Source organism: Rhizobium sp. 01T437 (assembly GCF_056398505.1).
The window spans coordinates 100,256-124,446 of record NZ_JBFTPM010000016.1 but is presented as its reverse complement, the minus strand read 5'-3'; the positions used below and the strand labels follow the sequence as shown (position 1 = coordinate 124,446).

21 protein-coding genes are annotated in these 24,191 nt (G+C 61.7%); 10 read left to right on the top strand and 11 right to left on the bottom strand.

The annotated features are described in order from the left end of the window. The first annotated feature begins 129 nt into the window (after nucleotides 1–129). A complete protein-coding gene (locus AC1DM5_RS27110; protein ID WP_477976155.1) occupies nucleotides 130–588 on the top strand; it encodes a universal stress protein in 459 nt (152 codons plus the stop codon). Nucleotides 589–699: 111 nt separating this feature from the next. On the opposite strand, the gene AC1DM5_RS27105 is transcribed toward AC1DM5_RS27110, so the two are convergent. The 3 genes from AC1DM5_RS27105 to AC1DM5_RS27095 are packed head-to-tail and all read right to left on the bottom strand — an operon-like array spanning nucleotide 700 to nucleotide 5,568. Beyond that, nucleotides 700–1,821 carry an ABC transporter permease gene (locus AC1DM5_RS27105; RefSeq protein ID WP_477820363.1) on the bottom strand — a complete coding sequence of 374 codons (1,122 nt, stop codon included), beginning with the start codon at nucleotides 1,819–1,821 and terminating at the stop codon, nucleotides 700–702. A gap of 1 nt (nucleotide 1,822) precedes the next feature. Then, nucleotides 1,823–4,543 carry a ribosome-associated ATPase/putative transporter RbbA gene (rbbA, locus tag AC1DM5_RS27100; RefSeq protein ID WP_477820364.1) on the bottom strand — a complete coding sequence of 907 codons (2,721 nt, stop codon included), beginning with the start codon at nucleotides 4,541–4,543 and terminating at the stop codon, nucleotides 1,823–1,825. Continuing rightward, entirely contained in the window at nucleotides 4,540–5,568 is a 1,029-nt protein-coding gene (locus tag AC1DM5_RS27095) for an HlyD family secretion protein (protein WP_477976153.1), read from the bottom strand. The genes rbbA and AC1DM5_RS27095 overlap by 4 nt, the downstream gene beginning before the upstream one ends. Before the next feature lie 225 nt (nucleotides 5,569–5,793). Between AC1DM5_RS27095 and adhP the strand changes: the two genes are divergently transcribed. The 4 genes from adhP (at nucleotide 5,794) to AC1DM5_RS27075 (ending at nucleotide 9,848) form a co-directional block, all read left to right on the top strand. Next, entirely contained in the window at nucleotides 5,794–6,849 is a 1,056-nt protein-coding gene (adhP, locus tag AC1DM5_RS27090) for an alcohol dehydrogenase AdhP (RefSeq protein WP_477820539.1), read from the top strand. 410 nt (nucleotides 6,850–7,259) lie between these two features. Beyond that, nucleotides 7,260–8,186, top strand: coding sequence for a DnaJ C-terminal domain-containing protein (locus AC1DM5_RS27085; protein WP_477820366.1), 927 nt, complete (start codon nucleotides 7,260–7,262; stop codon nucleotides 8,184–8,186). Between the two features lie 2 nt (nucleotides 8,187–8,188). Further along, the gene (locus tag AC1DM5_RS27080; RefSeq protein WP_477820367.1) at nucleotides 8,189–8,518 is read left to right on the top strand and encodes a chaperone modulator CbpM; all 330 of its coding nucleotides are present in this window, start codon (nucleotides 8,189–8,191) and stop codon (nucleotides 8,516–8,518) included. Between the two features lie 358 nt (nucleotides 8,519–8,876). Next, nucleotides 8,877–9,848 (top strand): ABC transporter ATP-binding protein, encoded by a 972-nt coding sequence (locus tag AC1DM5_RS27075; protein WP_477820368.1) that lies wholly within the window; start codon nucleotides 8,877–8,879, stop codon nucleotides 9,846–9,848. A gap of 143 nt (nucleotides 9,849–9,991) precedes the next feature. Here the strand turns inward: AC1DM5_RS27075 and AC1DM5_RS27070 are convergent, their stop codons facing one another. The 4 genes from AC1DM5_RS27070 to AC1DM5_RS27055 all read right to left on the bottom strand — a co-directional run bounded on the left by AC1DM5_RS27070 (nucleotide 9,992) and on the right by AC1DM5_RS27055 (nucleotide 14,081). After that, nucleotides 9,992–11,482 (bottom strand): acetyl-CoA hydrolase/transferase family protein, encoded by a 1,491-nt coding sequence (locus tag AC1DM5_RS27070; protein ID WP_477976151.1) that lies wholly within the window; start codon nucleotides 11,480–11,482, stop codon nucleotides 9,992–9,994. A gap of 13 nt (nucleotides 11,483–11,495) precedes the next feature. Further along, nucleotides 11,496–12,320, bottom strand: a complete 825-nt coding sequence (locus AC1DM5_RS27065; protein ID WP_477976149.1) for a universal stress protein — start codon at nucleotides 12,318–12,320, stop codon at nucleotides 11,496–11,498. Nucleotides 12,321–12,432: 112 nt separating this feature from the next. Beyond that, nucleotides 12,433–13,695, bottom strand: coding sequence for an MgtC/SapB family protein (locus AC1DM5_RS27060; RefSeq protein WP_477976147.1), 1,263 nt, complete (start codon nucleotides 13,693–13,695; stop codon nucleotides 12,433–12,435). Between the two features lie 29 nt (nucleotides 13,696–13,724). Then, nucleotides 13,725–14,081 carry an SPW repeat protein gene (locus tag AC1DM5_RS27055; RefSeq protein WP_477976145.1) on the bottom strand — a complete coding sequence of 119 codons (357 nt, stop codon included), beginning with the start codon at nucleotides 14,079–14,081 and terminating at the stop codon, nucleotides 13,725–13,727. Between the two features lie 188 nt (nucleotides 14,082–14,269). Between AC1DM5_RS27055 and AC1DM5_RS27050 the strand changes: the two genes are divergently transcribed. Then, the gene (locus AC1DM5_RS27050) at nucleotides 14,270–15,253 is read left to right on the top strand and encodes a zinc-dependent alcohol dehydrogenase family protein (RefSeq protein ID WP_477820373.1); all 984 of its coding nucleotides are present in this window, start codon (nucleotides 14,270–14,272) and stop codon (nucleotides 15,251–15,253) included. Between the two features lie 269 nt (nucleotides 15,254–15,522). Here AC1DM5_RS27050 and AC1DM5_RS27045 read toward each other — a convergent pair whose 3' ends face one another. Continuing rightward, nucleotides 15,523–16,905, bottom strand: coding sequence for an MFS transporter (locus AC1DM5_RS27045; protein WP_477976143.1), 1,383 nt, complete (start codon nucleotides 16,903–16,905; stop codon nucleotides 15,523–15,525). A 235-nt stretch (nucleotides 16,906–17,140) separates the two neighbouring features. After that, nucleotides 17,141–18,088 carry a dihydrodipicolinate synthase family protein gene (locus tag AC1DM5_RS27040; RefSeq protein ID WP_477976141.1) on the bottom strand — a complete coding sequence of 316 codons (948 nt, stop codon included), beginning with the start codon at nucleotides 18,086–18,088 and terminating at the stop codon, nucleotides 17,141–17,143. A 165-nt stretch (nucleotides 18,089–18,253) separates the two neighbouring features. Here AC1DM5_RS27040 and AC1DM5_RS27035 point away from each other — a divergent pair, with 165 nt between their 5' ends. The 4 genes from AC1DM5_RS27035 (at nucleotide 18,254) to AC1DM5_RS27020 (ending at nucleotide 22,339) form a co-directional block, all read left to right on the top strand. Further along, entirely contained in the window at nucleotides 18,254–19,300 is a 1,047-nt protein-coding gene (locus AC1DM5_RS27035) for a LacI family DNA-binding transcriptional regulator (RefSeq protein ID WP_477976139.1), read from the top strand. A gap of 221 nt (nucleotides 19,301–19,521) precedes the next feature. Beyond that, nucleotides 19,522–20,544 carry an ABC transporter substrate-binding protein gene (locus tag AC1DM5_RS27030; protein ID WP_477976137.1) on the top strand — a complete coding sequence of 341 codons (1,023 nt, stop codon included), beginning with the start codon at nucleotides 19,522–19,524 and terminating at the stop codon, nucleotides 20,542–20,544. Further along, the gene (locus tag AC1DM5_RS27025) at nucleotides 20,541–21,581 is read left to right on the top strand and encodes a FecCD family ABC transporter permease (protein ID WP_477976135.1); all 1,041 of its coding nucleotides are present in this window, start codon (nucleotides 20,541–20,543) and stop codon (nucleotides 21,579–21,581) included. Before AC1DM5_RS27030 ends, AC1DM5_RS27025 begins: the two co-directional genes overlap by 4 nt. Further along, nucleotides 21,578–22,339, top strand: coding sequence for an ABC transporter ATP-binding protein (locus AC1DM5_RS27020; protein ID WP_477820378.1), 762 nt, complete (start codon nucleotides 21,578–21,580; stop codon nucleotides 22,337–22,339). Before AC1DM5_RS27025 ends, AC1DM5_RS27020 begins: the two co-directional genes overlap by 4 nt. 72 nt (nucleotides 22,340–22,411) lie before the next feature. Here AC1DM5_RS27020 and AC1DM5_RS27015 read toward each other — a convergent pair whose 3' ends face one another. Both AC1DM5_RS27015 and AC1DM5_RS27010 read right to left on the bottom strand, forming a co-directional pair. Then, entirely contained in the window at nucleotides 22,412–22,747 is a 336-nt protein-coding gene (locus tag AC1DM5_RS27015; RefSeq protein ID WP_477976133.1) for a hypothetical protein, read from the bottom strand. A gap of 549 nt (nucleotides 22,748–23,296) precedes the next feature. Then, nucleotides 23,297–24,175 (bottom strand): DUF3313 domain-containing protein, encoded by an 879-nt coding sequence (locus tag AC1DM5_RS27010; RefSeq protein WP_477976131.1) that lies wholly within the window; start codon nucleotides 24,173–24,175, stop codon nucleotides 23,297–23,299. Nucleotides 24,176–24,191: the final 16 nt, after the last annotated feature.

Sequence of the window (24,191 nt, the reverse complement as noted above, 5' to 3'; positions counted from 1 at the left end):
CCGCCTGCGCAGCCGCCCTGTCCCGCATCAAATATGATGCGGGACCGCTTCTTGATGTCGGTCAATGTATGATCCATGCAGGAGGCTAAAATCCCATAATCATCTCGCGGATGAGGATAGTGATCCGATATGTACCGAACGATAGTCTGCGCAATAGGCAATGGCCCCCGCGAAACGGCCGAACGCATCCTGAAAAAGGCATCCGGCCTCCTCGACAAGGATGGCTCGATCTTCGTTATCCACGCCGTCGAAACCATGCCGCGCTACATGACGACGTGCCTGCCTGAAGACTTCGAGACTGCCGCCATAAAGGATGCCGAGGAAAAGCTCACCTTGCTGTGCCGGCAGATGAAGATCCCTGCCCTGGTCGAGGTCCATGCCGGCAGCGCAGCCAGAGTGCTTCTGGCCGCTGCGCAGGAGAAGGAGGCGGACCTCATCATCCTGTCGACCCATGTGGCGGATATTACCGACTATATTTTCGGGGCCGTGGTCGACCGCGTGGCGCGTCACGCCAAATGCTCGGTTCTTGTCGATCGCAAAAATCCGGGGCATAAGCTGAGCCGCACCGTGGAGACGGTGGCGCGCTGACAGCCTTGCGACCTCAGCGATGGCGTCCTGTGTTTGCGTCGCTGTGTTTCCACCTTCGCCCCGCACATGACGCGAATATAGGCACCCCCGCACGATTCACGGCATTCGTCCCTACCGCGCATCCGCCAGCGCCCGTCGGAACCGCATGAGCGCGCTGCAAAAGAATAGCACGCCGATCGCGATCAGCGCCGCCACCTCCTGCCAGACCGCATCGAAGCCGGCGCCGCGGTAGAGGATCGCCTGCGACAGCGAGACGAAATGCGGCGCAGGCGAAACCACCATCGCATACTGCAACCAGAGCGGCATGCTATCCATCGGCGTCGTGCTCCCGGAAAGCAGGTTCATGGCAATCAGGATCGGCATCGAGATCAGCCCGAATTGTGCCATCGAGCTGGATGCCGTGGCGATCAGGATGCCGAGCGACGTGACCGAGAACTGGTAGAGCACCGCGCAGAAGACGAAAAGCCAGAGCGAACCGGCGATCGGCACCGAAAGCAGCCCTTCGACCACGACGACGAGCGACAGCACCGCCGCCACGATGATGACCAGCCCGTTCGCCCAGACCTTCGACATCATGATCTCCGCCGGCGTGACCGGCATGACGAGAAGATGCTCGATCGTGCCGTGCTCCCGCTCTCGCACCAGCGCCGCACCGGTCAGGATGACCGAAAGCATCGTCACATTGTTGATGACCTGCATGACCGCTGTGAACCAGGTCGATTGCAGATTGGGATTGAATCGTGCGCTGACGACGAGATTGACCGGCGACGCGGCGGCGCTGTTCGGCAAGGCCGTCGCCATCTCCTGCAGGATAATGTTCTGAATATAGGAGGCTCCGTTGCCGGCCTGGGCCATGGCAGTCGCGTCGATATCGAGCTGCAGCGAAGGCTTGCGGCCGGCAATCGCATCCTCCTCGAATTTGGGCGGGATCTCCAGCACGAAGACGAATCGACCGGCATCCATTGCCGCATCCACTTCATCAGCGCCGATCAATATCGGCTCCTTGAAGAAGGGCTGCAGCATCGCGTCTCGTAGCCGTGTCGAGAGCATCGAACGGTCCTCGTCGACGACGGCGACCGAGGCGTTCTCGACCTCGATCTTGGCGCCGGTCGAAACCGTATAGACGGCGATGGTGAAAGTGTAGACGATGAGGACCATCATCACGGGATCGGCCTTCAGGCTGTAAAGTTCCTTGACGCCGAGGCGGAAAATCCTGTTGAGCTTGCCCCACATGTCAGGCGCTCCGCTTTCTGAGTGCCACAAGGGCAGCACCAACGAACACGATACCGAAACCGGCAAGGGCGATGAGGTTAGGCCAGAGTTCGGCAAGGCCGAGGCCCTTTGTGATGACGCCGACGCTCAGGGGCTGGTACCAGGCCGAGGGAAAGAGCAGCCCCATGAACCGCCCGCCCCCGGAGAGCGACGAGACCGGCACCAGCAGACCGGAAAAATTCACGGCCGGGACGACCGCAACGATCGCCGTCGCGAAGATCGCCGCCACCTGGCTGCGCACGAAGCTCGAAACGAAGAGACCGAAGGCCGTCGTCGCGAGGATATAAAGGATCGAACCCGCTGCAAGCAGACCGATGGAGCCCTTGATCGGTACGTCGAAGACGAGGCGCATCATCAGCACCAGCATCAGGAAACTGACGAAGGCGATCGCCACATAGGGAAGCTGCTTGCCGAGTAGGAATTCGATACGCGTGACCGGCGTCGCCTGGAAGTTGGCAATCGAACCGGTCTCCTTCTCCTTAACGATGCCGAGCGCGGTCATGATCGCCGGGATCAATACGAGCATCAGCATGATGACGCTCGGCACGATCGCATTGGCGCTCTTGAAATCCTGATTATAGCGGAAGCGGCTTTCGATATCGACGGGATAGGGCTGTTCGAAGCGGCCCGAGTGCCGCGCCGAGACGTCAGCGAGATAGGAGGAGACGAGACCGGAAACATAACCGCGCGCTGTCTCGGCACGGAACGGCATCGCGCCGTCGAGCCATACGGAGACCTCCGGCGCCTCCTGCCGCAGCAGGTCGCGGCCGAAATCGGGTGGGATCTCGATGGCCACCATCAGCTCACCATCCTGCAGCCGATGCTGCAGCTCCTCGGTCGAGGCAATCGGCGGCTGCTCCTGGAAATAACGCGAGCTCTGCAGGCTCTCCACCAGTTGCCGGCTTTCTGAAGATTGATCCTGATCGTAGACGGCGAAAGGCAGATGCTCGACATCGAAGGAGATGCCGTATCCGAAAGTGAGCATCAGCAGGACCGGCCCGAGCAGCGCAAAGACGAGCCGCGCCCGGTCGCGCAGGATTTCGATCGTCTCCCGCCGCGCATAGGCAAAGAGCCGGCGGGGGTCGAAGAGCCGCTTGGGCATGGCGGTTCCGCCGGCGAGCGCAGTGCCCCCGGAATCGGCGTCGGCGCCCTCTCCCATGCCCGCCTCGCTCAGCACTTCGATGAAGGTTTCCTCCAGCGTCGCCTTGCCCCGCTCGGCGCGCAGTTCGGCCGGGCTGCCGATCGCCAGCACCTTGCCGGCATGCATCAGCGAGATGCGGTCACAGCGCTCTGCCTCGTTCATGAAATGCGTCGACAGGAAAATGGTGACGCCGTCGCGCCGCGATAGCGTTATCAGCGATCGCCAGAAGGCGTCGCGAGCCACCGGATCGACGCCGGACGTAGGCTCGTCGAGGATCAGCATTTCCGGCTTGTGGATGACGGCGGCCGCAAGCTGGAGACGCTGGCGAATGCCGAGCGGCAGGTCTTCCGGCCGCTGGTCGGCGAATTCGGCGAGATCATACTCGGCGAGCATCTCGCCGACGCGCCCGTCGATATCTGCCGCCGGCAAACCGAAAAGACGCGCATGCAGCCTGAGGTTCTGGCGAACGGTCAGCTCGCCATAGAGGGAAAATGCCTGCGACATGTAGCCGACGCGTTTGCGGGTCTCGATATCGTCGGCCTTCAGCGGCTGGCCGAAGAGCTTTGCGACACCCTCGCTTGCCGGCAATAGCCCCGTCAGCATCTTCATCGTCGTGCTCTTGCCGCTGCCGTTCGAACCGAGGAAGCCGAAGATCTCGCCCTTCGCAATACGGAAACTGACATGATCGACCGCGACGAAATCGCCGAAGCGGCATGTCAGGTCCTCCGCCTCGATTGCCGGCGGTCCGTCGACGATCACGCGCGGCGTGACGGTCAGCGGGCTGCGATCCAGCGTGCCGGTATTCGGCATCAGCGCCGTGAAGGCCGCCTCCAGGGTCTGCTGCTGGGCCTGTCGCATGATATCGCCGGGGCTGCCGGCAGCGATCAGCCTGCCCGCGTGCAACGCAGCAAGCCAGTCGAAGCGTTCGGCCTCCTCCATATAGGCGGTCGCAACGATCACGCTCATCTGCGGCCGCCGCTCACGAATGTGATCGACGAGCTCCCAGAACTGTCGCCGCGAGAGCGGATCGATGCCGGTCGTCGGTTCGTCGAGGATTAGCAGATCGGGATCATGAAGGAGCGAAGCGCAGATGCCGAGCTTCTGCCTCATGCCACCCGAAAGCTTGCCGGCGGGCCGATCACGAAAGGGCAGCAAGCCGGTCATTCGCAATAGTTCATCCATGCGAGCACGCCGCTGCGGAGCGTCCTGGCCGAAGAGACGGCCGAAGAAATCGAGGTTTTCCGCGACGCTCAACGTCGGATAGAGATTGCGTCCGAGGCCCTGCGGCATGAAGGCAAGGTGGGCACGGGCGTCACGACGATGGCGCCAATCGGCCATGTCGCCGCCAAGCACCTCGACATGCCCGTGCTGGATGCGGGTAATACCCGCCGCAAGACCGAGCAGCGTCGATTTGCCGACGCCATCGGGGCCGATCAGTCCGGCCATGCAGCTGGCGGGAACGGCGAGCTCGACACCATCGAGCGCGGCAATCCGGCCGTAACGATGCGTCACGCCCGTGAAGCGAACGGTCGGTTCGCTCATTGCGGCAGCTTCACTTGCAGCTCGGCCGGCCAGGCCGACTTGGGATCGGTGCGGACATAGCCGATCCCCCTCACACCTGTCTTGACGCGCGATTCATAGTCCTTGAGCAGATCGGGGGCGATCTTCAGCTTCACGCGGAAGACCAGCTTCTCACGCTCGTCCCGTGTCTCGACGGTCTTCGGTGTGAACTGTGCCTGCGAAGAGACGAAGGAGACCGTCGCCGGCACGACATATTGCGGCGCCGGATCGAGGATGATGCGCGCCTCGTCGCCGATCGCCAAGGTGCCGGCTGCACGGGCAGGCAGGAAGATCGTCATCGACACGTCGGAGAGATCGAGCAGCGTGGCAACCGGCGCACCGGCGGCAACGACCTCGCCTGTCTGCGCGAGCTTGTATTCGACACGGCCCCGGCGCGGCGCCTTCAGCACAGCATCGTCGAGTAGAGTTTGAATGCGCACCACTTCCGCCTGCGCCGCTTCCGTTGCCGCTTCCGCTTCGTCGCGGCTTGCGAGCGCCGCCCTTTGTGCAGCCTCGGCAACGCTCAGCTGGCTGCGGCGCAATTCGAGCTGCTGCATCGTGCCGCTGCCCGTGTTGCTCATCGATTGCGCGCGCTCGAATTCCTGCTTAGCGAGTGTCAGCTCGCTTTGGCGCTGGGCAATTGAGGCCTCGGCTTCGACCTGGCTCGTTTCGCTACGGCGAACCTGAGCCTTGGCGCCAGCAAGCTGGGCATCGAGATCAGCCGTGTCGATCCGGGCGATCGGCGCGCCGGCATCGACGATCTGGCCTTCATCGACGAGTACATCGGCAAGCCGGCCAGCGAATTTCGCCGAAATCAGCACCTGCTGGGCCTCGATGCGGCCATTAGACATGGAGACATTTTCGGGCAGTCCTCGGCCGGTCATCTTGTTCCAGAGGGCCTCGAATCGAGCCGAGAAGACCGAGGGGCGATCCTGCGCAAGAACCGGCTGACCGAGGCCAAGAAGAAAAGCGGCGGATACCAGGACACAAAGCTGATGCTTTCTCAATTACGGAGCCTCCAATCGAACCTGTGCGGACATTGCCGATGTTCGTCCTTCTATTGGCAATCCCGTCCGCCATCCTTGACATATGTCATGAAGGATAGGGCAAGCATCCGAACGGGCGCGCCCCGACCTGCGAGGCCGGAGACTTGTGTCTTGCGATGGATCAATGCGCCGGTGGGCGTGCCCTTCATCATCACGCCGGACAATCATCGCGAAAGGATGAAGATCATGACGGGCAAGATGATGAAGGCGGCGGTGGTGCGTGAATTCGGCAAGCCGCTTGTAATCGAATGCGTGCCGGTGCCAGTTCCCGGACCGGGCGAAATACTGGTGAAGGTGGTCGCCTGTGGCGTCTGCCATACCGACCTGCATGCAGCCGACGGCGACTGGCCCGTCAAGCCGACGCCGCCCTTCATTCCCGGCCACGAAGCGGCAGGCATCGTTGCCGCCCTCGGCCCCGGCGTTACCGAATTCAAGGAAGGCGATGCCGTCGGCGTTGCCTGGCTGCACGACGCCTGCCTGCGCTGCGAATATTGCGAGACCGGCTGGGAAACGCTTTGCCAACACCAGCACAATTCCGGCTACAGCTGCGATGGCGGCTTTGCCGAATATGTCATCGCCTCGGCAGCCTTTGCCGCACGCCTTCCCGATGACGTCAATTTCGCCGAAATCGCGCCGATCCTCTGCGCCGGGGTTACGACCTACAAAGGTCTCAAGGAAACTGAAGCCCGGCCCGGCGAATGGGTAGCGATCTCGGGCATCGGCGGCCTTGGCCATGTTGCGATCCAGTATGCCAAGGCGATGGGCCTCAAGGTGGTCGCCCTCGATATCGCCGCCGCCAAGCTCGACCTCGCTCGGGAGGTTGGCGCCGATCTTGCGCTCAACGCGCTTTCCGAAGACGTGGTCGAGAAGGTGTTGAAGGCGACGGGCGGCGGCGCACATGGCGTGCTTGTCACCGCCGTCTCCCCGCCGGCTTTCTCGCAGGCGCTCTCCATGGTGCGCCGGAAGGGCACCGTCAGCCTTGTCGGACTGCCGCCGGGCAACTTCCCGACGCCGATCTTCGACGTCGTGCTGAAACGCATAACCGTGCGCGGCTCGATCGTCGGCACGCGCCGCGATCTTGACGAAGCGCTTGCCTTTGCCGCCGACGGCCGCGTCCGGGCCGAGATCACAAGGGCGCCGCTTGACGATATCAATGATATCTTTGCCGGCCTGAAAGCGGGAACCATCGAAGGCCGGATGGTGCTGGATATTGCCGGAGAGAAACCGGCGGGGGCGGCATGAGAAATAGCCGCGGGCACGTCAATTTTGACGTTGATCAAGGCACTTAGTGTCCCGGTCGTCAACCTTGCTTCATTCTGGCTGATGGAGAGGCGCAGCTTCGGAAACAGGTGGCGATCGCCGCATGGTTTGCCGTGTCACCCTGGCTCCTTGGCTTTGGGCATGCGGCAGCCGGCCTTTGGGCAGGGTTGCCTGCACGGCGCTGCTCTTCGTGCCTGCCGGCTGGACTGCTTGCCGGAAGGGGGAAACGGCCGGTGCCGGCGCTCCTGCCCACCGTATGAGCTGGCGCCGCCCCTTCTGGCCAGGCCGAATGACAGGACGCTGCCCTCGTCCCCTCCCCGACATCGGACCGGCAACCTATATCAAGGCGGATTCCAGTCCGCAGTATTCGCTGCCCTTACACGGAGACATGTATGAGCCAAGATCCATACGAGCTTCTGGGCGTGAAACGGGATGCCACCCAGAAGGAAATTCAGGGAGCATTCCGCAAGCTTGCCAAGAAGCTCCACCCCGACCTGAACCCCGGCGACAAGAAGGCCGAGGCGAAGTTCAAAGAGATTTCTGCCGCCTATGAAATCCTGAGCGACGAGGAGAAGCGCGGCCGCTTCGATCGTGGCGAGATCGACGTCACGGGAGCCGAACAGGCGCCCCGCAGCTATTATCGAGACTATGCCTCCTCGAGCGGCCCGGGCGGCGCCTATCACAACGGCGCCGGCTTTGCCGATTTTGGAGACGCCGACGATCCCTTCGCAAGCTTCTTCTCGCGCCGGGCTGGCGGCGGCAGCGGTGGCGGCCAGTTCCGCGCAAAGGGCCAGGACCGGCGCTTCTCGATGGAGGTGGATTTCCTTGATGCCGTAAACGGCACGCAGAGCCAGGTGAGGCTGTCGGACGGGCCGGCGCTCGACGTCAAGATCCCGCCCGGCACGCGCGACGGCCAGACGCTGCGCCTGCGCGGCAAGGGAGAACCCGGCTTCGGCGGCGGGCCGGCCGGCGATGCGCTGATCGACGTCCATGTGCGCCCGCACCGTTTCTTCACCCGGGACGGCGACGACATCCGCCTCGATCTGCCCGTCACGTTGAGAGAAGCGGTACTCGGCGGAAAGGTGCGCGTGCCGACGCCCTCAGGGCCGGTCAACCTGACGCTGCCGGCGAACTCCAGCAGCGGCAAGGTGCTGCGCCTCAAGGGCAAGGGTGTTGCCAAGCGCGGCGGCGACGCTGGTGACGTCTATGTGACACTGAAGATCATGCTGCCCGAACAGCCCGACGAACAGCTGACCGCCTTCGCCAAGGACTGGGCGGCAGCCGACACACAGGATCCGAGAAAGAACATGGAGGCCTGACCATGGACGATCGCGAATTCCGTCTCTACCTCAAAATCGACGTGACTGAACTCGATCTTTGGGTCGAGCAGGGCTGGCTGGCCCCCGATATTTCCGAGGGCCGACGCCGGTTCCGGGATGCCGATCTTGCCCGCGCCCGCCTGATCCTCGACCTCACACGCCAAATGGGTGTCAACGAGGCCGGCGTCGATGTCGTCATGGAGCTCGTCGACCAGCTCCACGGCATGCGCGGTGCGATGCGCAGTCTTGTCGTCGCCATCAACCGGCAGGAGGCCGAGATCCAGCAACGCCTGCTCGCCGCGCTCGAAGAGCTCGACGACAGCGGCCGCTGATAGCTTCGTTACGGACTTTGACGGCGATCAAGGTCAGGTTTTGCACGGCATGGAGAATGGCGAGGCGGGCAAGACAGCCCGCCTGTTCCGGCGGAGCAGCCTCTCCGCCCTGCCGGGAAACGTCGTTGCGCAGACTTCTGTTGATTATCCTCCTTCTCATGCTCGCCAGCGTATTCAGCATCCTCTGGATCAAGCCGCAGGCCGACAGCGCGCGCCCTTCCGCCCCTCAGAACTCCGTGATCCAGTAGCGGCCCGTTCCTCAAATTTGACGCGGATCAAGGCGCAGGGCCTAAAAGACGCGCAACAGCGACCATGCAGGATGTTCTATTCCACCAACGCAGCAGAGGACGAAGGGAAGATGCCGGGAAACCTGTTCGGTTTCGTACTCCTCATGGGCCGCCGCCACCAGACCGCGATCGCGGCCCTTTCGATCCTCCTCTTTCTCGCCGGCACAGCGCCCCTGGAAGTCCAGAGGCGCGTCGTCAATGCCGTGACGCAGGGCGCGCCCTATCCCGCCATCCTCCTCCTCGTCCTCGCCTATCTCGGCCTCGTACTGCTGGAAGGCCTGACCAAGCTCGCGCTGAACCTTTATCGCGGCTGGATCGGCGAAGTCGCGATCCGCTGGCTGCGCATGTCGGTGCTTGCCGTCTCGGAACGCTCGCGGGAGGCGCCGCTCGATGCGCTTGCCGAAGGCGTACAGCTCTCGATCGTGCTCGCCGAAGCCGAACCCGTCGGCGGCTTCGTCGGCACCAGCTTTTCCGAGCCGCTGCTGCAGGCCGGCATCCTCGTTGCTGTCGGCGGCTACATGATCTTCCTGCAGCCGCTGATGGCGTTTGCCGTCGCCGTCGTCTTTTTCCCGCAGCTGGGCTTCGTTCCCCTGATGCAATCGGCCATCAACCGCCGGGTGGCGAGCAAGATCACCGTCATGCGTCATGTCAGCGAAGGCATGGTCGAGCACGTGGTTACCAGCGAGACGTTGAATGCTCAGAGCGACCGCGTCCAGACGCTTTTTTCGACCAATATGGGCATCTACAGGATCAAGTTCACGATGAATTTCCTGATGAACCTGATGACGCAGCTGGGATATGCCGGCATCTTCGCGCTCGGCGGATATTACGTCGTCACCGGCAAGACCGAGATCGGCACCGTCGTCGCCTTCATCTCCGGCCTTTCCAAGATAACCGACCCGTGGGGCGCACTGGTCGACTGGTACCGTGACCTGAAGGTCACGCAGGTCAAATACGCTATGATCCGCGATGCGAGCATCGATGCCGCTGCCTTGCAGGACGCTGACCCGGCGCAGATGAAAGAGCCCGCGCTGGTACCGTGAAGAATTACTCGTGGCCGCCTGTCCGATGGCCGAACATCACGTTGCGTCATTTCCGTGCTCAGGTTCGGAGAGAACGTGGAAACCGTGCCAGACGGGTGACGCGGTCTATGCCATAGCGGATTTCATCAGGCCGCAGCAGATGACTACGCAAGCATCTTGCCTGTCCGGCGCAGATTGTCGTGCCAACCGAGCGCTTCCTCAATCAGATGCGGCGTTTGCCCGCCGCGCAGCAGCGCCCGCTTGTAATAGTCCGCCAGTGCCTCGCGATAATTCGGATGCGCGCAGTTGGCGATGATGACTTCTGCCCGTTCCCGCGGCGCCAGGCCGCGCAGATCGGCAAGGCCAATCTCCGTCACGAGGATGTCGACATCGTGCTCGGTATGGTCGACATGGCTGACCATCGGCACGACGCGCGAAATCGCGCCGTCCCTGGCGAGCGACTTCGTCACGAAGATCGACATATAGGCGTTGCGGGCGAAATCGCCGGAGCCGCCGATACCGTTCATCATGTGCGTGCCACCGACATGGGTCGAGTTGACATTGCCGTAGATGTCGAGTTCCAGCGCCGTGTTGATGGCGATGATGCCGAGGCGGCGGATGACTTCGGGATGGTTGCTGATCTCCTGCGGGCGCAAAATCAGCCGCCGCTTGTAGCGCTCGATCGCGGAAAATACCCGCAAATGCTTCTCCGTCGAGAGTGTCATGGAGGACCCGGAGGCGAAATTCAGCTTGCCGGCATCCATGAGATCGAAGGTCGAATCCTGCAGCACCTCGGAATACATGGTGAGATCGTGGAAGGGCGTTTCGGTGAACCCCTGGAGCACCGCGTTGGCGATCGTGCCGATGCCTGCCTGGAGTGGCAAGAGGCGCTCCGTCAGCCTGCCATGGCGCACCTCGTTGAGCAGGAATTCGGTGAGATGACCGGCAATCGCATTCGTCTCCGCATCCGGCGCCTCCACCGTGGACGCGCTGTCGCTGCTCTGCGTGAGGACGATCGCCGCGATCTTTTCCGGCGGGATTGGAATGAAGGGCACGCCGATGCGGCTGTCGGGTGCCACGACCGGGATCGCCTCGCGGCTTGGCCGCCTGGTGGGGATATAGATATCGTGCAGCCCTTCGAGCGCTTCCAGCTGCGACAGGTTGATCTCGACGATCACCTTCGGCGCCAGGATGGCGAAACTCGCCGAATTGCCGACAGAGGTGGTCGGCACGATGCCGCCGTCCTCGGTGATCGCAGTCGCCTCGATGACGGCGACGTCGACGGGTGCCAACTGGCCGCTGCGCAGGAACTCGACCGTTTCCGACAGGTGCTGGTCGATGAACATCACCTCGCCGGCGTTGATCGCCTTGCGCATGATGGCATCTGACTGGAAAGGCATGCGGCGGGCAATAGCGTGGGCTTCGACAAGCGTCCTGTCGAGATTGTTGCCGAGCGATGCGCCGGTCATCAGCGTAATCTTCAGCGGATCGCGCTTTGCCCTTTCCGCCAATGCCAGCGGCACCGCCTTGGCCTCGCCGGCTCGCGTGAAGCCGCTCATGCCGACGGTCATGCCGTCGGTGATCAGCTTCGCGGCCTCGTCGGCATTGACGATGCGATCCCAGAGGGTCTTGCTCCGAAGACGATCCTTGAACATGGCCGGTCAGTCCTTAATGCGACAACAGGATGGGCAGCGTGATATTGGTCAGCACGGCCTCGGTTGCGCCGCCGAGCACGAATTCACGCAGGCGCGAATGGCCGAAGCCGCCCATGACGAGCAGATCGGCACGCCACTCGAAAGCCTTTGTCTGCAGGACTTCGCCAACCGGCTCGCTGCCTGCATGCGCTCGCACCGTTTCCGCCATCACCCCGCTCTTGAGCAGATTCTCGACAAGATGGTCGCCCGTATCGAATTTGACCGGCTTCTCGTCGATGACGGAGAGCAGGCAGACCTTGGACGCCCGCTCCAGGAAGGGCGAGGCGTCATGGGCAGCACGCGCGGCGGCCCTGCTGCCGTCCCAGGCGATAGCGACGTGATCCAGCCTCCCGCCGAACGGCGCGGCGGGATAAAGGATGAGCGGCCTGCCGGAGGAAAACAGGACTGCCTCAACGATCGGGCGGGAGACACCCGCCGATTCCAGAAGCACGAGATCGTAGGCACGCGATGCTTCCGCAAGCGCTTCAGCGACGAAAGGCTCACCCGCCTTGATCTCGCGTAGACGCACATCGACGGAGGCGGCCTTCGCCTGATCGAGCGCCTTTTGGGTCAGTACCGAGGCGCGCTGACGGCTCAGAGCCTCGGCATCCCGCGCCATCTTCGCGGCGTCGATGATCAGCGACGATAGCGCATTGGAAATATCGGGAATCGTGATCTCCACCGCACAGACGGTGAGTGTCGCCTGCATGTGGTGAGCAAGTGCGACCGCATTGGCGATCATGAACTCGGAAGTCATATCCGGATAGGTGAGGAGTGGAAGAAAGAGGTGTTGTTTCATTGGGAGACTCCGAACGGAAAATAATGAGACCAGATCCTCATCACTCTCGCATCCGTTCGAAGCCTCGCATTGACATGTCTCAATTCTCGGAGGCAGTCGTCACGGCGAGCACTCATGTCAGAAGAAAACCCGCAAGTCCGGCAAGAGCCGCTGCAGCGGTTGCGATCGCCAGACGAACTGCGTAGGCGAGGCTCCCCATGATTGCCGCCAGCACAGCTTTTGCGAGAAGATTGGCGAAAGCCGCGACCGCTATGGCACGGGCGGCCGCATCCGCTGAGAGCTGGATCAACGCCAGTTTCGCAACCGAAAGCGTTATCGCGTCGAGATCGCCCAGTCCTGTCACGAAGGCGAGGACGGGCAGCGATCTTGTTCCGAAGACGACCAGGGTCGCCCGCGTCAGGATTGTCACGACGGCGAGAACTAGAGCAAAACGCAGCGCCACCATAACCTCGAGCGGGTTTCGCGGCGAGAAGTTGGGACTGTCTTCCGGACGCCGCAGTGCTCCGACGAGGCCGCCACCGATAGCAAAGGCTGCAGCCGCTGGAGCGAGCAATGGCGCAAGCTCCCACAGAACCGCCGGCGCAATCACGCCGCAGATCAGAAGCGCCCGGGTGAGGGATACCGCTCCAGCCAGCATCGCCCCTGCCGAAAGCAGGGACGAGAGCGCAGGCACCTGGATTGACTGGCGGGCAAAGGAAAGTGTCAACGCCGTCGAGGAAACGATGCCGCCGCTTGCGCCGGTCATCAGAATTCCGGCGCGTGCGCCGCTGATCTTGATCAGGATGTAACCAAAAAAAGAGACGGCGCCCACGAGGATCGTCATCATCCAGAGCTCGAAGGGATTGATCGCCTGCCAGGGATCGATCGCCTTGTCGGGCAGGATGGGCAAGATGACGACCGTCATCGTCAGCAGGATCAAGGCGGCCCTGAGTTCGAGCCAGGTCAGCCGCCGAAGAAACCCATGCAACGGTTCGCGCGCCGCCAGAAGCACCGTTATTGCAACGGCACTCGCTGCAGTCGTCGTCATGTCGGCAACCACGGCGCTGAAACCAAGCACGAAAACCGATATCGCGGCAATGGCAGCGGTCGCGCTGTAATCCTCGTCGCGCGCCGCCTGCATGGAGCTGAAAACGAGAATTGTGATGCAAAAGAACACAAAGACGGTCGTCGGCAGGATCGGTCCTGTTGCGGGCTGAAGGAAGCCGCACAGGCCGCCAAGGAAACTTGAAAGGCCATAGGTGCGAATGCCTGCGACCCTTCCGCCCGGTGCCGCCTCTCGCTCCTGCCAGCCGCGCTCGATGCCGACGAGGACGCCAATCGCAAGCGCCAGGCTGAGGCGCTGGAAGGCTTCCGTTGTCATCAGCAATGTCATCATTGGCTGGTCCAGTCGCCGCGGCCTGTTCTTCAGCGGCGCTCGGACGGTTTCGTGCCGTAAAGTGCCGATATGCCGAGGACAACGAGAAGAATGCCGCAGATCAATGCATTCCAAACAAAGGGCGGCTTTCCGGCGTCATGGAGCATCCATGGCGAAGCGATAAGCCAGATACCGATCAGGAGGTTAACCCATTCCTCCCATAAGCGGTAGGATGCGAGTGCCGTCGCGCCCAGGATGGCGACGGCAACTCCGCAGACCAGGAAATTCCAGGCCGCAGCCCCGAGAGGAACGGAATCCGGGCTGAAGCTTCCGAGTGCCCAGGGGGCGGCGATGAGCCATATCCCGACGATAAAGGCGGCGTGGTCTTGCCAGTGACGACGATCCATTTCTAGGTCTCCCTGCTCCTGCAAAGCCAATCACGACACGCGGCTCGGCTCATTGAGCTGGATCAACATCTCCCGTGAGGGGAAGTCTCCATAAGAGCGAAGAACGGGCGCGAGCCGTCTTTGACAACCGTCAATGCCGGTTTGCCGCGATTTCAGGATCATGGCATCATGAAGATGAGGAACGGTTCATGAAAGCTATGATCCTTGAGGCAATCGGGATGCCCTTGCGTCCGGTCGACCGGCCGGATCCCGCGCCCGGAAAAGGACAATTGATGTTGAGGGTCGAGGCCTGCGCGGTGTGCAGGACCGATCTTCATGTCTGCGACGGCGATCTTCCGAACCCGAAACTGCCGCTCGTTCCCGGCCATGAGATCGTCGGCATCGTCGAGGCTGTCGGGGAAGGAATAGCGCCGTCGCGCGTGGGGCAAAGGGTCGGCGTGCCCTGGCTCGGTCATACATGCGGCTGCTGCTCGTTTTGCAGGAGCGGAGAGGAAAATCTTTGCGATGAGCCGCAATTTACCGGCTATACCCGCGACGGAGGCTTTGCCACTCATGTCGTTGCGGATGCCGATTATGCCTTTGTGCTCAACAGCCAGGCCGATCCCGTCGCCCTTGCCCCGCTCCTCTGTGCCGGCCTGATCGGCTGGCGTTCGCTGAAGAAGGCCGGCGACGGCAAGGGGATCGGGCTCTACGGGTTCGGCGCGGCCGCGCATATCATCGCGCAGATCTGTCGGTGGCAGGGCCGCGACGTCTATGCGTTCTCGCGCCCCGGCGATGTGGCGGCGCAACGCTTCGCACTCGGTCTCGGCGCCGTCTGGGCGGGAGGCTCGGACGAGCGCCCACCCGTCGCGCTCGATGCGGCGATCATTTTTGCACCGGTTGGCGAACTCGTGCCGGCAGCGTTGAAGGTGGTGCGTAAGGGGGGCCGGGTTGTCTGTGGCGGTATCCACATGAGTGATCTGCCCGCAATGCCCTATGCGCTGATCTGGGGCGAGCGAAGCGTGGTTTCGGTCGCCAATCTGACGCGGAAAGACGCCGAGGAATTCTTCCCCGTCGCCCGCCAGGCAGATGTGCGCACCCATACGAAAACCTATCGGCTAGTAGATGCCAATGCGGCGCTTGACGATTTGCGCGCCGGCCGCCTGAGCGGAGCGGCTGTCCTGATACCTTGAAGGGCACCGCTATCGCGGAACGGCAATCGCCGCATAGTCCGAATTCGCTCGATGCTCTCCGACCTGAGACAGGCGAAGAACTGCACCGAAGAGAAGTCGCGTCGTGCCTTTAACGAGCCCGGCCGGTCGCCTTGAGCGGGATCGAACCCCAGATCAATCAAGCGAAAGTACCAAACGGATGCCGGAGATTCTGCGGGTCCACATATGCGAGAAGGCCTGGTGGTCACCCGCCAAGCCTTCTCGGGTCCCTCGAATGCGGATGGTAGATATTACGGCGACAATTCCTCCAGAACGCGTCCCTTGGTTTCGACCGCGAAGAGGGCCGTCACCAGGGCGCCGACCAGCAGGATTGCGGCAAAGGCGCCGAAGACATACTGGATGCCCATCGATGACATGACCCAGCCTACCGCGATAGGACCGGCAGAGGACCCGAGACGCAACCAGGCGCTGCCTGTGCCCGTGCCAATGGCACGAAGGCGGGTCGGGTAGATCTCCGCCGAATAGAGGTAGAGCGAGAACGTTACGGTCTGGACGATGGCGTAGGCGAGACCGGCGAAGATGAGAACCTGGATCGCCGACGTCGCACCCAGCCAGGCGAGGATGACGAGCGGGATCGGTGCGATCAAAAGGGCGCCTGTATACCAGCGCTTACGGCCGACTTTGTCGATGAGCAGTGCGCAGATAACGGCCGCAATTACGCCACCGACCGAGGTGACGAAGCCGTAGAAAATGCTGGTTTCAAGAGGCAGGTTGAACGTCTGGCGATAGAGGGTCGGAAGCCAGGTGATCGTGCCATTGGCGACCATATAGGCGCAGAACCACATGGCCCAGATCGACAGGGTGCGCTTCAGGTAAATACCCTGGAAAAGCTCGTGCCAGTCGGATTTGCGCCGGGCAGGAGCGGCCACGACCTTCGGCTCCGGCAATTCCTTGCCGCCAGCACAGGCGCTGTTCTCCAACCTGGCGACAATACGATCGGCTTCCTCATAACGGCCGTTGGCGACCAGCCAGCGGGGTGATTCATGGAGGAACCAGCGCAGGGGGATCATGAGGATTGCAGGGATCAGACCGACGACAAACATCGCCTTCCAGCCGTAGACTGGGACCATGAAGTAGCCGATCAGGCCCGCGCCGACGAGGCCGAGAAGGAACATGACCTCATACAGCAGGAAAAAGCGGCCCCGCCCCTTCGAGCCGATCAGTTCGTTGATATAGGCACTCGCGACCGGAACTTCGCCGCCGGTCCCGATGCCTTGAACGAAGCGGAATGCCATCATCATGCCGGCGCCGGCTGCGAAGAGGCATGCGACGTCCATGCTGACGAATAGCAGGATCGTGAATAGCAACACTTTCAGGCGGCCGATCCGCTCAGCGAGCCAGCCAAAGCAGACAGCGCCGATCAATTGTCCGAGGTAGCCCATCGACAGGATCATTCCCGTCTGTCCCGGCGTCAAACCCCATTCGCGGACAAGAACCGGCATCGCATAGGCGATAGCGATCACGGTATAACCGTCAAAGAATGTCGCGGCGCCAACGATGTTTCGGGCCCAGAACACCTCCCGGGTCACTGGCAACCGTTCAAGGCGGGCGCTGATTTCTGCTTGCGGATCGACAACCGGTGACGGTCCGGTTATTCGCTGTTCCATATTCATGTTTTCCTCCCTGTGCCAGGCCCTCTCCCGGCCTGGCTTCAAACCTACACGTTGGATGGCTCACTTCGGGATCCTTTTGGGTACGGCCATGGATCCGGAAGGAACGGCTCTCTCGTCGGCGAGGTATGCACGGCGTAACAGACCGTGCGACTGCGGCGGCGCGTCACTCCCGATGCGACCGCAATTTTCCTCCCTTAAGAAGACGCCCCCGTTTGAACGACGGGGGCTTTCTTAGTCACTCCGCTGCGATTAACTGGTCGACCCGGCCGATGCCCGCGGCCTCGAAGGCGGCGAAGATTTCGGCCTCTGCCTTTTCGCCCAGATTCTTCAGCGGCTCGCGGATGGTGGCATGGTCAAGTACACCACGATGGACGAGCCCGAGCTTCAGGGCCACGGTTCCTTCCATATGGGAGCCACGGTGATAGACGGCACGGGTGACCGGAAGGAGACGTTCGAAGATCTGGCGGGCTTGCGGATAGTTTTGCGCCTTTCCTGCCTTGATCAGGTCGATCAGCAGCTCCGGTGCAATATTGCCGTAGCCGACAAGCAGGCCGTCAACGTCGAACATGGTCGGCAGCAGCCATTCGTCATGGCAGCTCAGGATCTGCAGGTTCGGGTTGGCCTTCTTGAGTTCCGGAATCTCGACGTACCAGCGCTTCATGTTGCGGACGCCGTTCTTGGTGGCAACGACCCCGTCCTGGGTCGCAATCGCAAGCTGCGTGTCAATATCGTAGGAAGCCTTGGTGGCATCCGGATACTGGAACAGGATGCACTGCAGGCCTGATTCCTGCCAAATCGCCTTGTAGCGATCCTGCGGCGCGCCTTTTTGAAACCCGAAACGCAGCCAGCCGTGGTTCGGGTAGACCAGCGCGCCGGTCGCGCCGGCAGCCTTGCACTTCTTGGCTTCTTCCGCGGCGACCTTGGTGCCCTCACCGGTGATACCTGCAACGATGGGAAGTTGACCATTGACCGCTTCAACATAGGTGCGGATGAGCTTCAGGCGCTCTTCCTCGGTCAGGAACGTACCTTCGCCGGCATGGCCAAGAATGACGAGGCTCTTCACGCCGTCCATGCCGGCAAGCCACTTGGCGATACGGGCATTGGCCGCGTAATCGACCTCTCCGTCGCGGGTGAATGCGGTGACGGGTGCCGGGCTCAGGCCTCTCAAATCCATTGCTTGCATCGGGGTATCTCCTCCTAGATAGCCGCTGTCCGCCTATGCGATCAGCGATGGGATCGTTAATGGGAACGTTCCCACTATCGTTTCCGATTTTGCTGGAGTCAACATTTTTTTTAATGCATGCTTGAGGCCTCAATCGCGAGAACGCTGCAGATGGGAAAAGGTGAAATGGATTCAAAGGCCGAAGAAGGCAACCGCCAGACACGCGTGACCATCCTGGATGTTGCGTCGGCCGCAGGCGTTTCCAAATCCACGGTATCACGCATCCTCGACGAGCGGCTTCCCCGGTCCGACAACGAAACCTCGCGCCGCGTTCGCAAGATCGCGGAAGACATGGGTTATGTCCGAGATGTCTCAGCTGCGAGCCTGAGACGCGGCAACACGATGACAGTCGGCGTGATTGTTCCCCGGCTAACCGATACGGTCATGGCGATGCTCTACGAGGCCCTGGCGAAGGCGTGCAGCAAAAGCGGTCGCTTTGCCATTGTCGCGACGACCGATGACAAGCCCAAAGCCGATCGACTTGCCGCCGAGTCACTTCTAAAGCGTGGCGTTGACGGATTGATCCTCTCGACCGCGCGCGAGGACGATGACTTCCCTGATGAGCTGGTGGCCCGGGGCGTGCCTCTTGTCCTGGCTCTGCGGACCGACGGACGGAGCCTTTCTTCGATTGGCGACGACCGGCTGGGTGGTTATTTGGCGACGCGCCACCTCCTGGACCTTGGTCACCGTCGTATCGGCGTGATCGCCGGTCCTTCATACGCCTCCAGTGCGCTCGGACGCGTCGAAGGCTACAGGCAGGCATTGGAAGAGGCAGGGGTTTTGCTCCGTCCGGACTGCATTGTTCCGTCGACCTTCGGAATCGACACTGGAGCAGATGCGGCCGAGCAGCTCATGCGCTTGGAAGATCGTCCTACGGCGATTTTTGCCGTGAACGACAACACGGCGATCGGCGCTCTTTCCGGTCTTTCGCGCCTTGGGATTTCCGTACCCAACGATGTTTCGGTCGTCGGATATAACGATATCCCTATCGTCAGCCATCTTGCGACCCCGCTGACGACACTGCGCGTCCCCTTTGAGCAGATTGCATCAAACGCGTTGGATCTGCTCACAGGTGGCGCTGTTTCGGCAGAGGACCGGATCCGCGTTTCGGCGCCGACCCTCATACCCCGAAAGTCCTCCGCCAAGCCCCCCGCTTCGATCGCAACGCAATGAAGTCGCTGATCGGCCGGCAGTTCCAGTGCTACGTTTAGGAGCCGCCACGAACGAACCGGTTCCTCGTTTTCTCAAGCAGCTTAGCCGCCGGGGGAACGGGAGCCAGCATCTGCCACTATCAAAGGTGACTACGTTACTCTTGTTTTTCCTTGGGCAAGCAGGTTATACCGCCCGCGCCCTTAGAATCCCCATGTTGGGGGCTCGAAGAACAGGAAGTTTTCATGAAAATTTTCAAGTCCCTTACGGTTCCCGGACTGCTCGCCGTACTCGGCCTGATCGCGACGCCGGCATTGTCCGCACCGACCAAGTATCCGCTGACGCTCGACAATTGCGGCGCGAAGGTCACCGTCGCCAGGGCTCCAGCGCGAGCCATCGGACTTGGCCAGAACAGCGCGGAGATCATGCTGCTTCTCGGTCTGGAAGACAAAATGGCCGGCACCGCATTCTGGCCGAGCAAGGTTCTGCCGCAGCTCGCCGAAGCCAATGCGAAGGTCAAGCTTCTGTCTGTCGAGTTTCCGACCTTCGAGTCGATTCTGGCGCAGAACCCGGATTTCGTGGCAGCGGCCTTGCCAAGCCTGATCGGACCGACGAGCAAGGTCGCCAAGCGCGAGGACTTCGACAAGGTCGGCATACCAAGCTACATCTCGCCCAGTACCTGCCTCAGCACCGAAAAGGTCAAGAACGAGTACGGCAGCCGCGACCAGCTCTGGAATATGGATCTGCTGTACAAGGAGATCGACGAGCTTTCGCAGATTTTTGACGTCGCCGATCGTGGTCGGGCGCTGATTGCCGACTTCAAGAAGCGTGAGGCGGCATTGCGCGCCAGCGTGTCCAAGGATGGCAAGCAGCTTTCCTACGTCTTTTGGTTCTCCAGCCAATCGCCTTCCGCAGACGCCTATCTCGGGGGCAAGAACGCTGCATCCGGCTTCATCGCCGATCTCCTCGGCGGCAAGAATGCCGTCACCGCCGAAGCCGAATGGCCGACACTCGGATGGGAAAGCATCATAGCCGCCAATCCGGATGTCATCGTCGTGGCCAATCTCGACCGCAACCGCTGGGAACTCGACAAGCCGGAGGCCAAGATCAAGTTCCTGAACAGCGACCCGGCCGTCAGCCAGATGCCGGCAGTGAAAAACAAGGCAATCGTCGTCATGGACGGCCAGGCCATGAACCCGACGATCCGCACCATCTACGGCGCCGAACAGGTGGCCGAACAACTGAAAGCACTCGGCCTGATCAAGTGACCGCCTCGAACCGCCCCTTCCAGCGGGCTGCCCCCTTCGGCGTCCTCCTGTTGGCCTCCCTTGTGGCGGTCGGCCTGGTCGTCGGCATCAGTGTCGGGATCGGCGACCTGCCGATCCCGCTTACCACGACCTTTGCTGCCGTCACGAACAGGCTGGGATGGACGGCGGTGGAACTCAACCGCATCCACGAGACCGTGATCTGGGATTATCGTCTCAGCCGCGCGCTCGTGGCCGCTTTCTGCGGCGCGGGACTGGCTCTGTCGGGTGCGATCATGCAATCGCTGCTTCGCAATCCGCTGGCCGAACCCTATGTGCTTGGTATCTCCGCCGGCGCGTCCACCGGCGCGGTCGCCATCGTCATTCTCGGCGTTGGTGCAGGTGCGGTTTCGTTGTCGGCCGGGGCTTTTGCCGGCGCATTTGCGGCCTTTTTTTTCGTGGCGCTGCTGTCCAACGGTACGCGTGGCGGCGCTGACCGGACAATTCTCGCCGGTGTTGCCGCGTCGCAGCTCTTCAACGCCGCCACATCCTACGTGGTCACGACTTCGGGCAATGCGCAGCAGGCTCGCGACGTCATGTTCTGGCTGCTCGGAAGCTTCGGCGGCGTGCGCTGGCCGGAGTTCATGCTGGTTTCTGGCATCGTCGGCTTCGGGCTTGTCGTCTGCCTGCTCTATGCCAGGGTTCTGGATGCTTTTGCCTTCGGTGACGAAGCGGCCGCATCTCTCGGTGTCAACGTCGGCAGGGTCCGCATCGTGCTGTTTGCGCTTACCGCAATGATGACGGCCACGATCGTCAGCATGGTCGGCTCGATCGGCTTCGTCGGCCTTGTCGTGCCGCATGCGGCGCGCTTCGTCGTCGGGCCGCTCCATATTCGGCTTCTCCCGGCCTGCGCCATCGTTGGCGCAATCTTCATGGTGCTTGCCGACATCGCCTCGCGCGCGCTCATCCCGCAGCAGGTCCTGCCGATCGGGGTCGTCACGGCGCTGGTTGGCGTCCCCTTCTTCTCTGTCATTCTTTACCGGTTCCAACGCGCATCATGAGCATCAAAGCCGAAAACCTCGTCTGGAAAATTGGCAAGAAGACCATAGTTGATGGCGTCTCCTTTGAAGCGCCACCGGGAAAGATGCTCGGCCTTCTTGGCCCGAACGGCTCCGGAAAGACTTCGCTGCTGCGGCTTCTGGCCGGCCTGAAGCGACCCAATTCCGGGCGCATCTCGCTCGATTTGAAGGACATAAGCACCATCGGACGCCGCACGATCGCGCAGCGCGTCGCCTTCGTCGAACAGAATTCGACAACAAACGCCGATCTAAAGGTCGTGGATGTCGTCAAGCTCGGACGCTTTCCGCACCGTTCGATGTTTTCCGGCTGGACACTCGCCGACGACCAGGCTGTTGAGGAAGCATTGAAGCGGGCCGGCATGACCGACAAGCGCCATGACCGCTGGCAGAGCCTGTCCGGTGGGGAGAAGCAGCGCGCCCATATCGCAAGAGCTCTGGCCCAGTCGCCGAAAGAATTGATCCTCGATGAGCCGACCAACCATCTCGATATCCAGCACCAGATCAGCCTCATGCGTCTCGTCTCCGGTCTGCCGGTCACCAGCATCATTGCGCTGCACGACCTCAACCATGCGGCCATGTTTTGCGACGAACTAATCGTTCTGCAAAGCGGGAAGATCGTTGCGTCCGGCACACCGGCCGAAGTAGTGACCGAAGAGGTCCTCAGGGACGTTTTCTCGGTGAATGCGCGCGTCGAAGCCTCGCCCTATCACGCCCGGCCGCACATCCACTATCTCCGCTGACGAGGCAGCGTGGCTGAGGCACGGAGCTGCCTGCTTGCAGACCGATCACCTCGTTTCACGTATCCCCCGATTTCAGCTCGCGCAGAGCTTCTTCAGCGCCTTCTCCATGCCTTTGCGAAGGGCGGCCGAAATCTCGGGTTCGAACGTCGTGACAACGTCACCAAACTCTCCCCCTACCTCGATGATATCGATCGAACTTGCGTTCATTATGCAGGTGGCAAGATTTGCCTGCAGGTGAATTCGAGCCTTTGCTGAAAAGCCGCCCTTGAGAGGGGCGTCGTCCGACGTTTTGCATGCGAGCGTGCCGAGTGCGCTTGCTTCCGCCAAATCCCCGTTCACTCTGATTTCGATCGTGTCGATCTTAACGAAGTCGAGCTCGTCGATGCCCAGTTCGACCTTGACGCCCAAAACCTGCTGCCTGACCTTCAAAGGCTTGCAGGGCTGAGCGGTCTCGATCGCCCGTTCGAGAACATTGGCGGCGGATGCCGGCGAGCTCAAAGATGATGCGGCAACAATGATCACGCTGAGCGCCATGCACCTCAGATGGCGCCGACCGTTCCGGCAAATCACGACCTGACGCTTCATGTCGCCGGCCGGGCTAGATCCCGTCTTCGAACGAATTTCAAAATGGTCGACACGCATACTTTTCCTCAAGTCGAAGTGTGTCTGCGACATCAGAATACAATGTCTCTGTGCAAATGAAAGAATGTCGCATCAGGTCGTCCCCTGCGACGTCTTCCAGGATGGATCGAGCACTTGTCAACGGAGGCAAGTCGCCATGCGGGCAGATCATCAGGATCTGACGCTCCCGGCAGGCAAAGTGCAGGCGGGCAGAGCAATGCCGCGGGGTTCCGGCACTGTCTCCGCCCGTCCTCGACCAGCGAGGCTGGTCGATCTCCTTGGCGCCTCTTCCGAACCTTCGCAGAGCGGCTGGATGGCCGCTCGGTTGGCCCTCCGTCAATGCGTTATGGCAGGCTTTGGCTTCCTTTCCGTCCACTGCGGCGGAGCGCCATACTTCGAAGCGAGCACGCCAAGCAGTCCGGGTGCGCGGCCGAACGCATCACAGGCAGCATATTTCGGCTTTCCGCCGAGCCAGGACCGGGCGCGCTGCCTCGACGGAAGCGAAAGGTTCAGTCCCTTCGGTTCCTTTCCGGCGATCAGCACCCGTGAGAAGTCGCCGGCAAATTTCGTTGCAAGACCATAGGCGTCCCCGACCTCGGAAACGCGGGGATTGTCCTGAATGGAGTTTGCGCCACGCGCCCATAGCATTGCGGCATTTTGCATTCCCATGGCGTCGATAGCTTCGGCTTCGATCGCCAGGCCGCCAAGGCCGAAGGGGAGGCGCGGGATGCTCACAGGCAGGGCAAAGCCCGAACCGACGCTGACGACGGTCGCGACCCCGGCAACTGCCTTGTTGGTCGGAACGATGTCGGCGACGACCGAGCGAACAGTCAGATCCGCCGGCTGGCCGGCCGGGACCATCTGGTATTTGTCACTCAGTGCCACGCACAGCGCCCGGTCGAGAGCATTGGAAACCAGAGACCGGTCGGCCTCGGACTTGATTTTGGACGCAGCGCTGAAGGAAAAGACGGTCGGGACGATAGCGACGGTCTTTACCCGTGCCAGCTGCTGCCCGTCGACATAGAGCCGTTTCTTGGCGAGCGCTCCCTTCGACGGACCAAGGTTCCCGTAGGAGGCAAGCGTTCCCGCTTCCTTGAGCGGTACGGCAGCGCATCCGGAAACGGTTGCCGTTATCAGCAAGGCAATAAATCCCAGGAGCGGTGCCCTGGATGGCTGATTGAAAAACTCACGACGTGAATGCGAATTGCTGGGCATGTATCTCGTTGGCCTC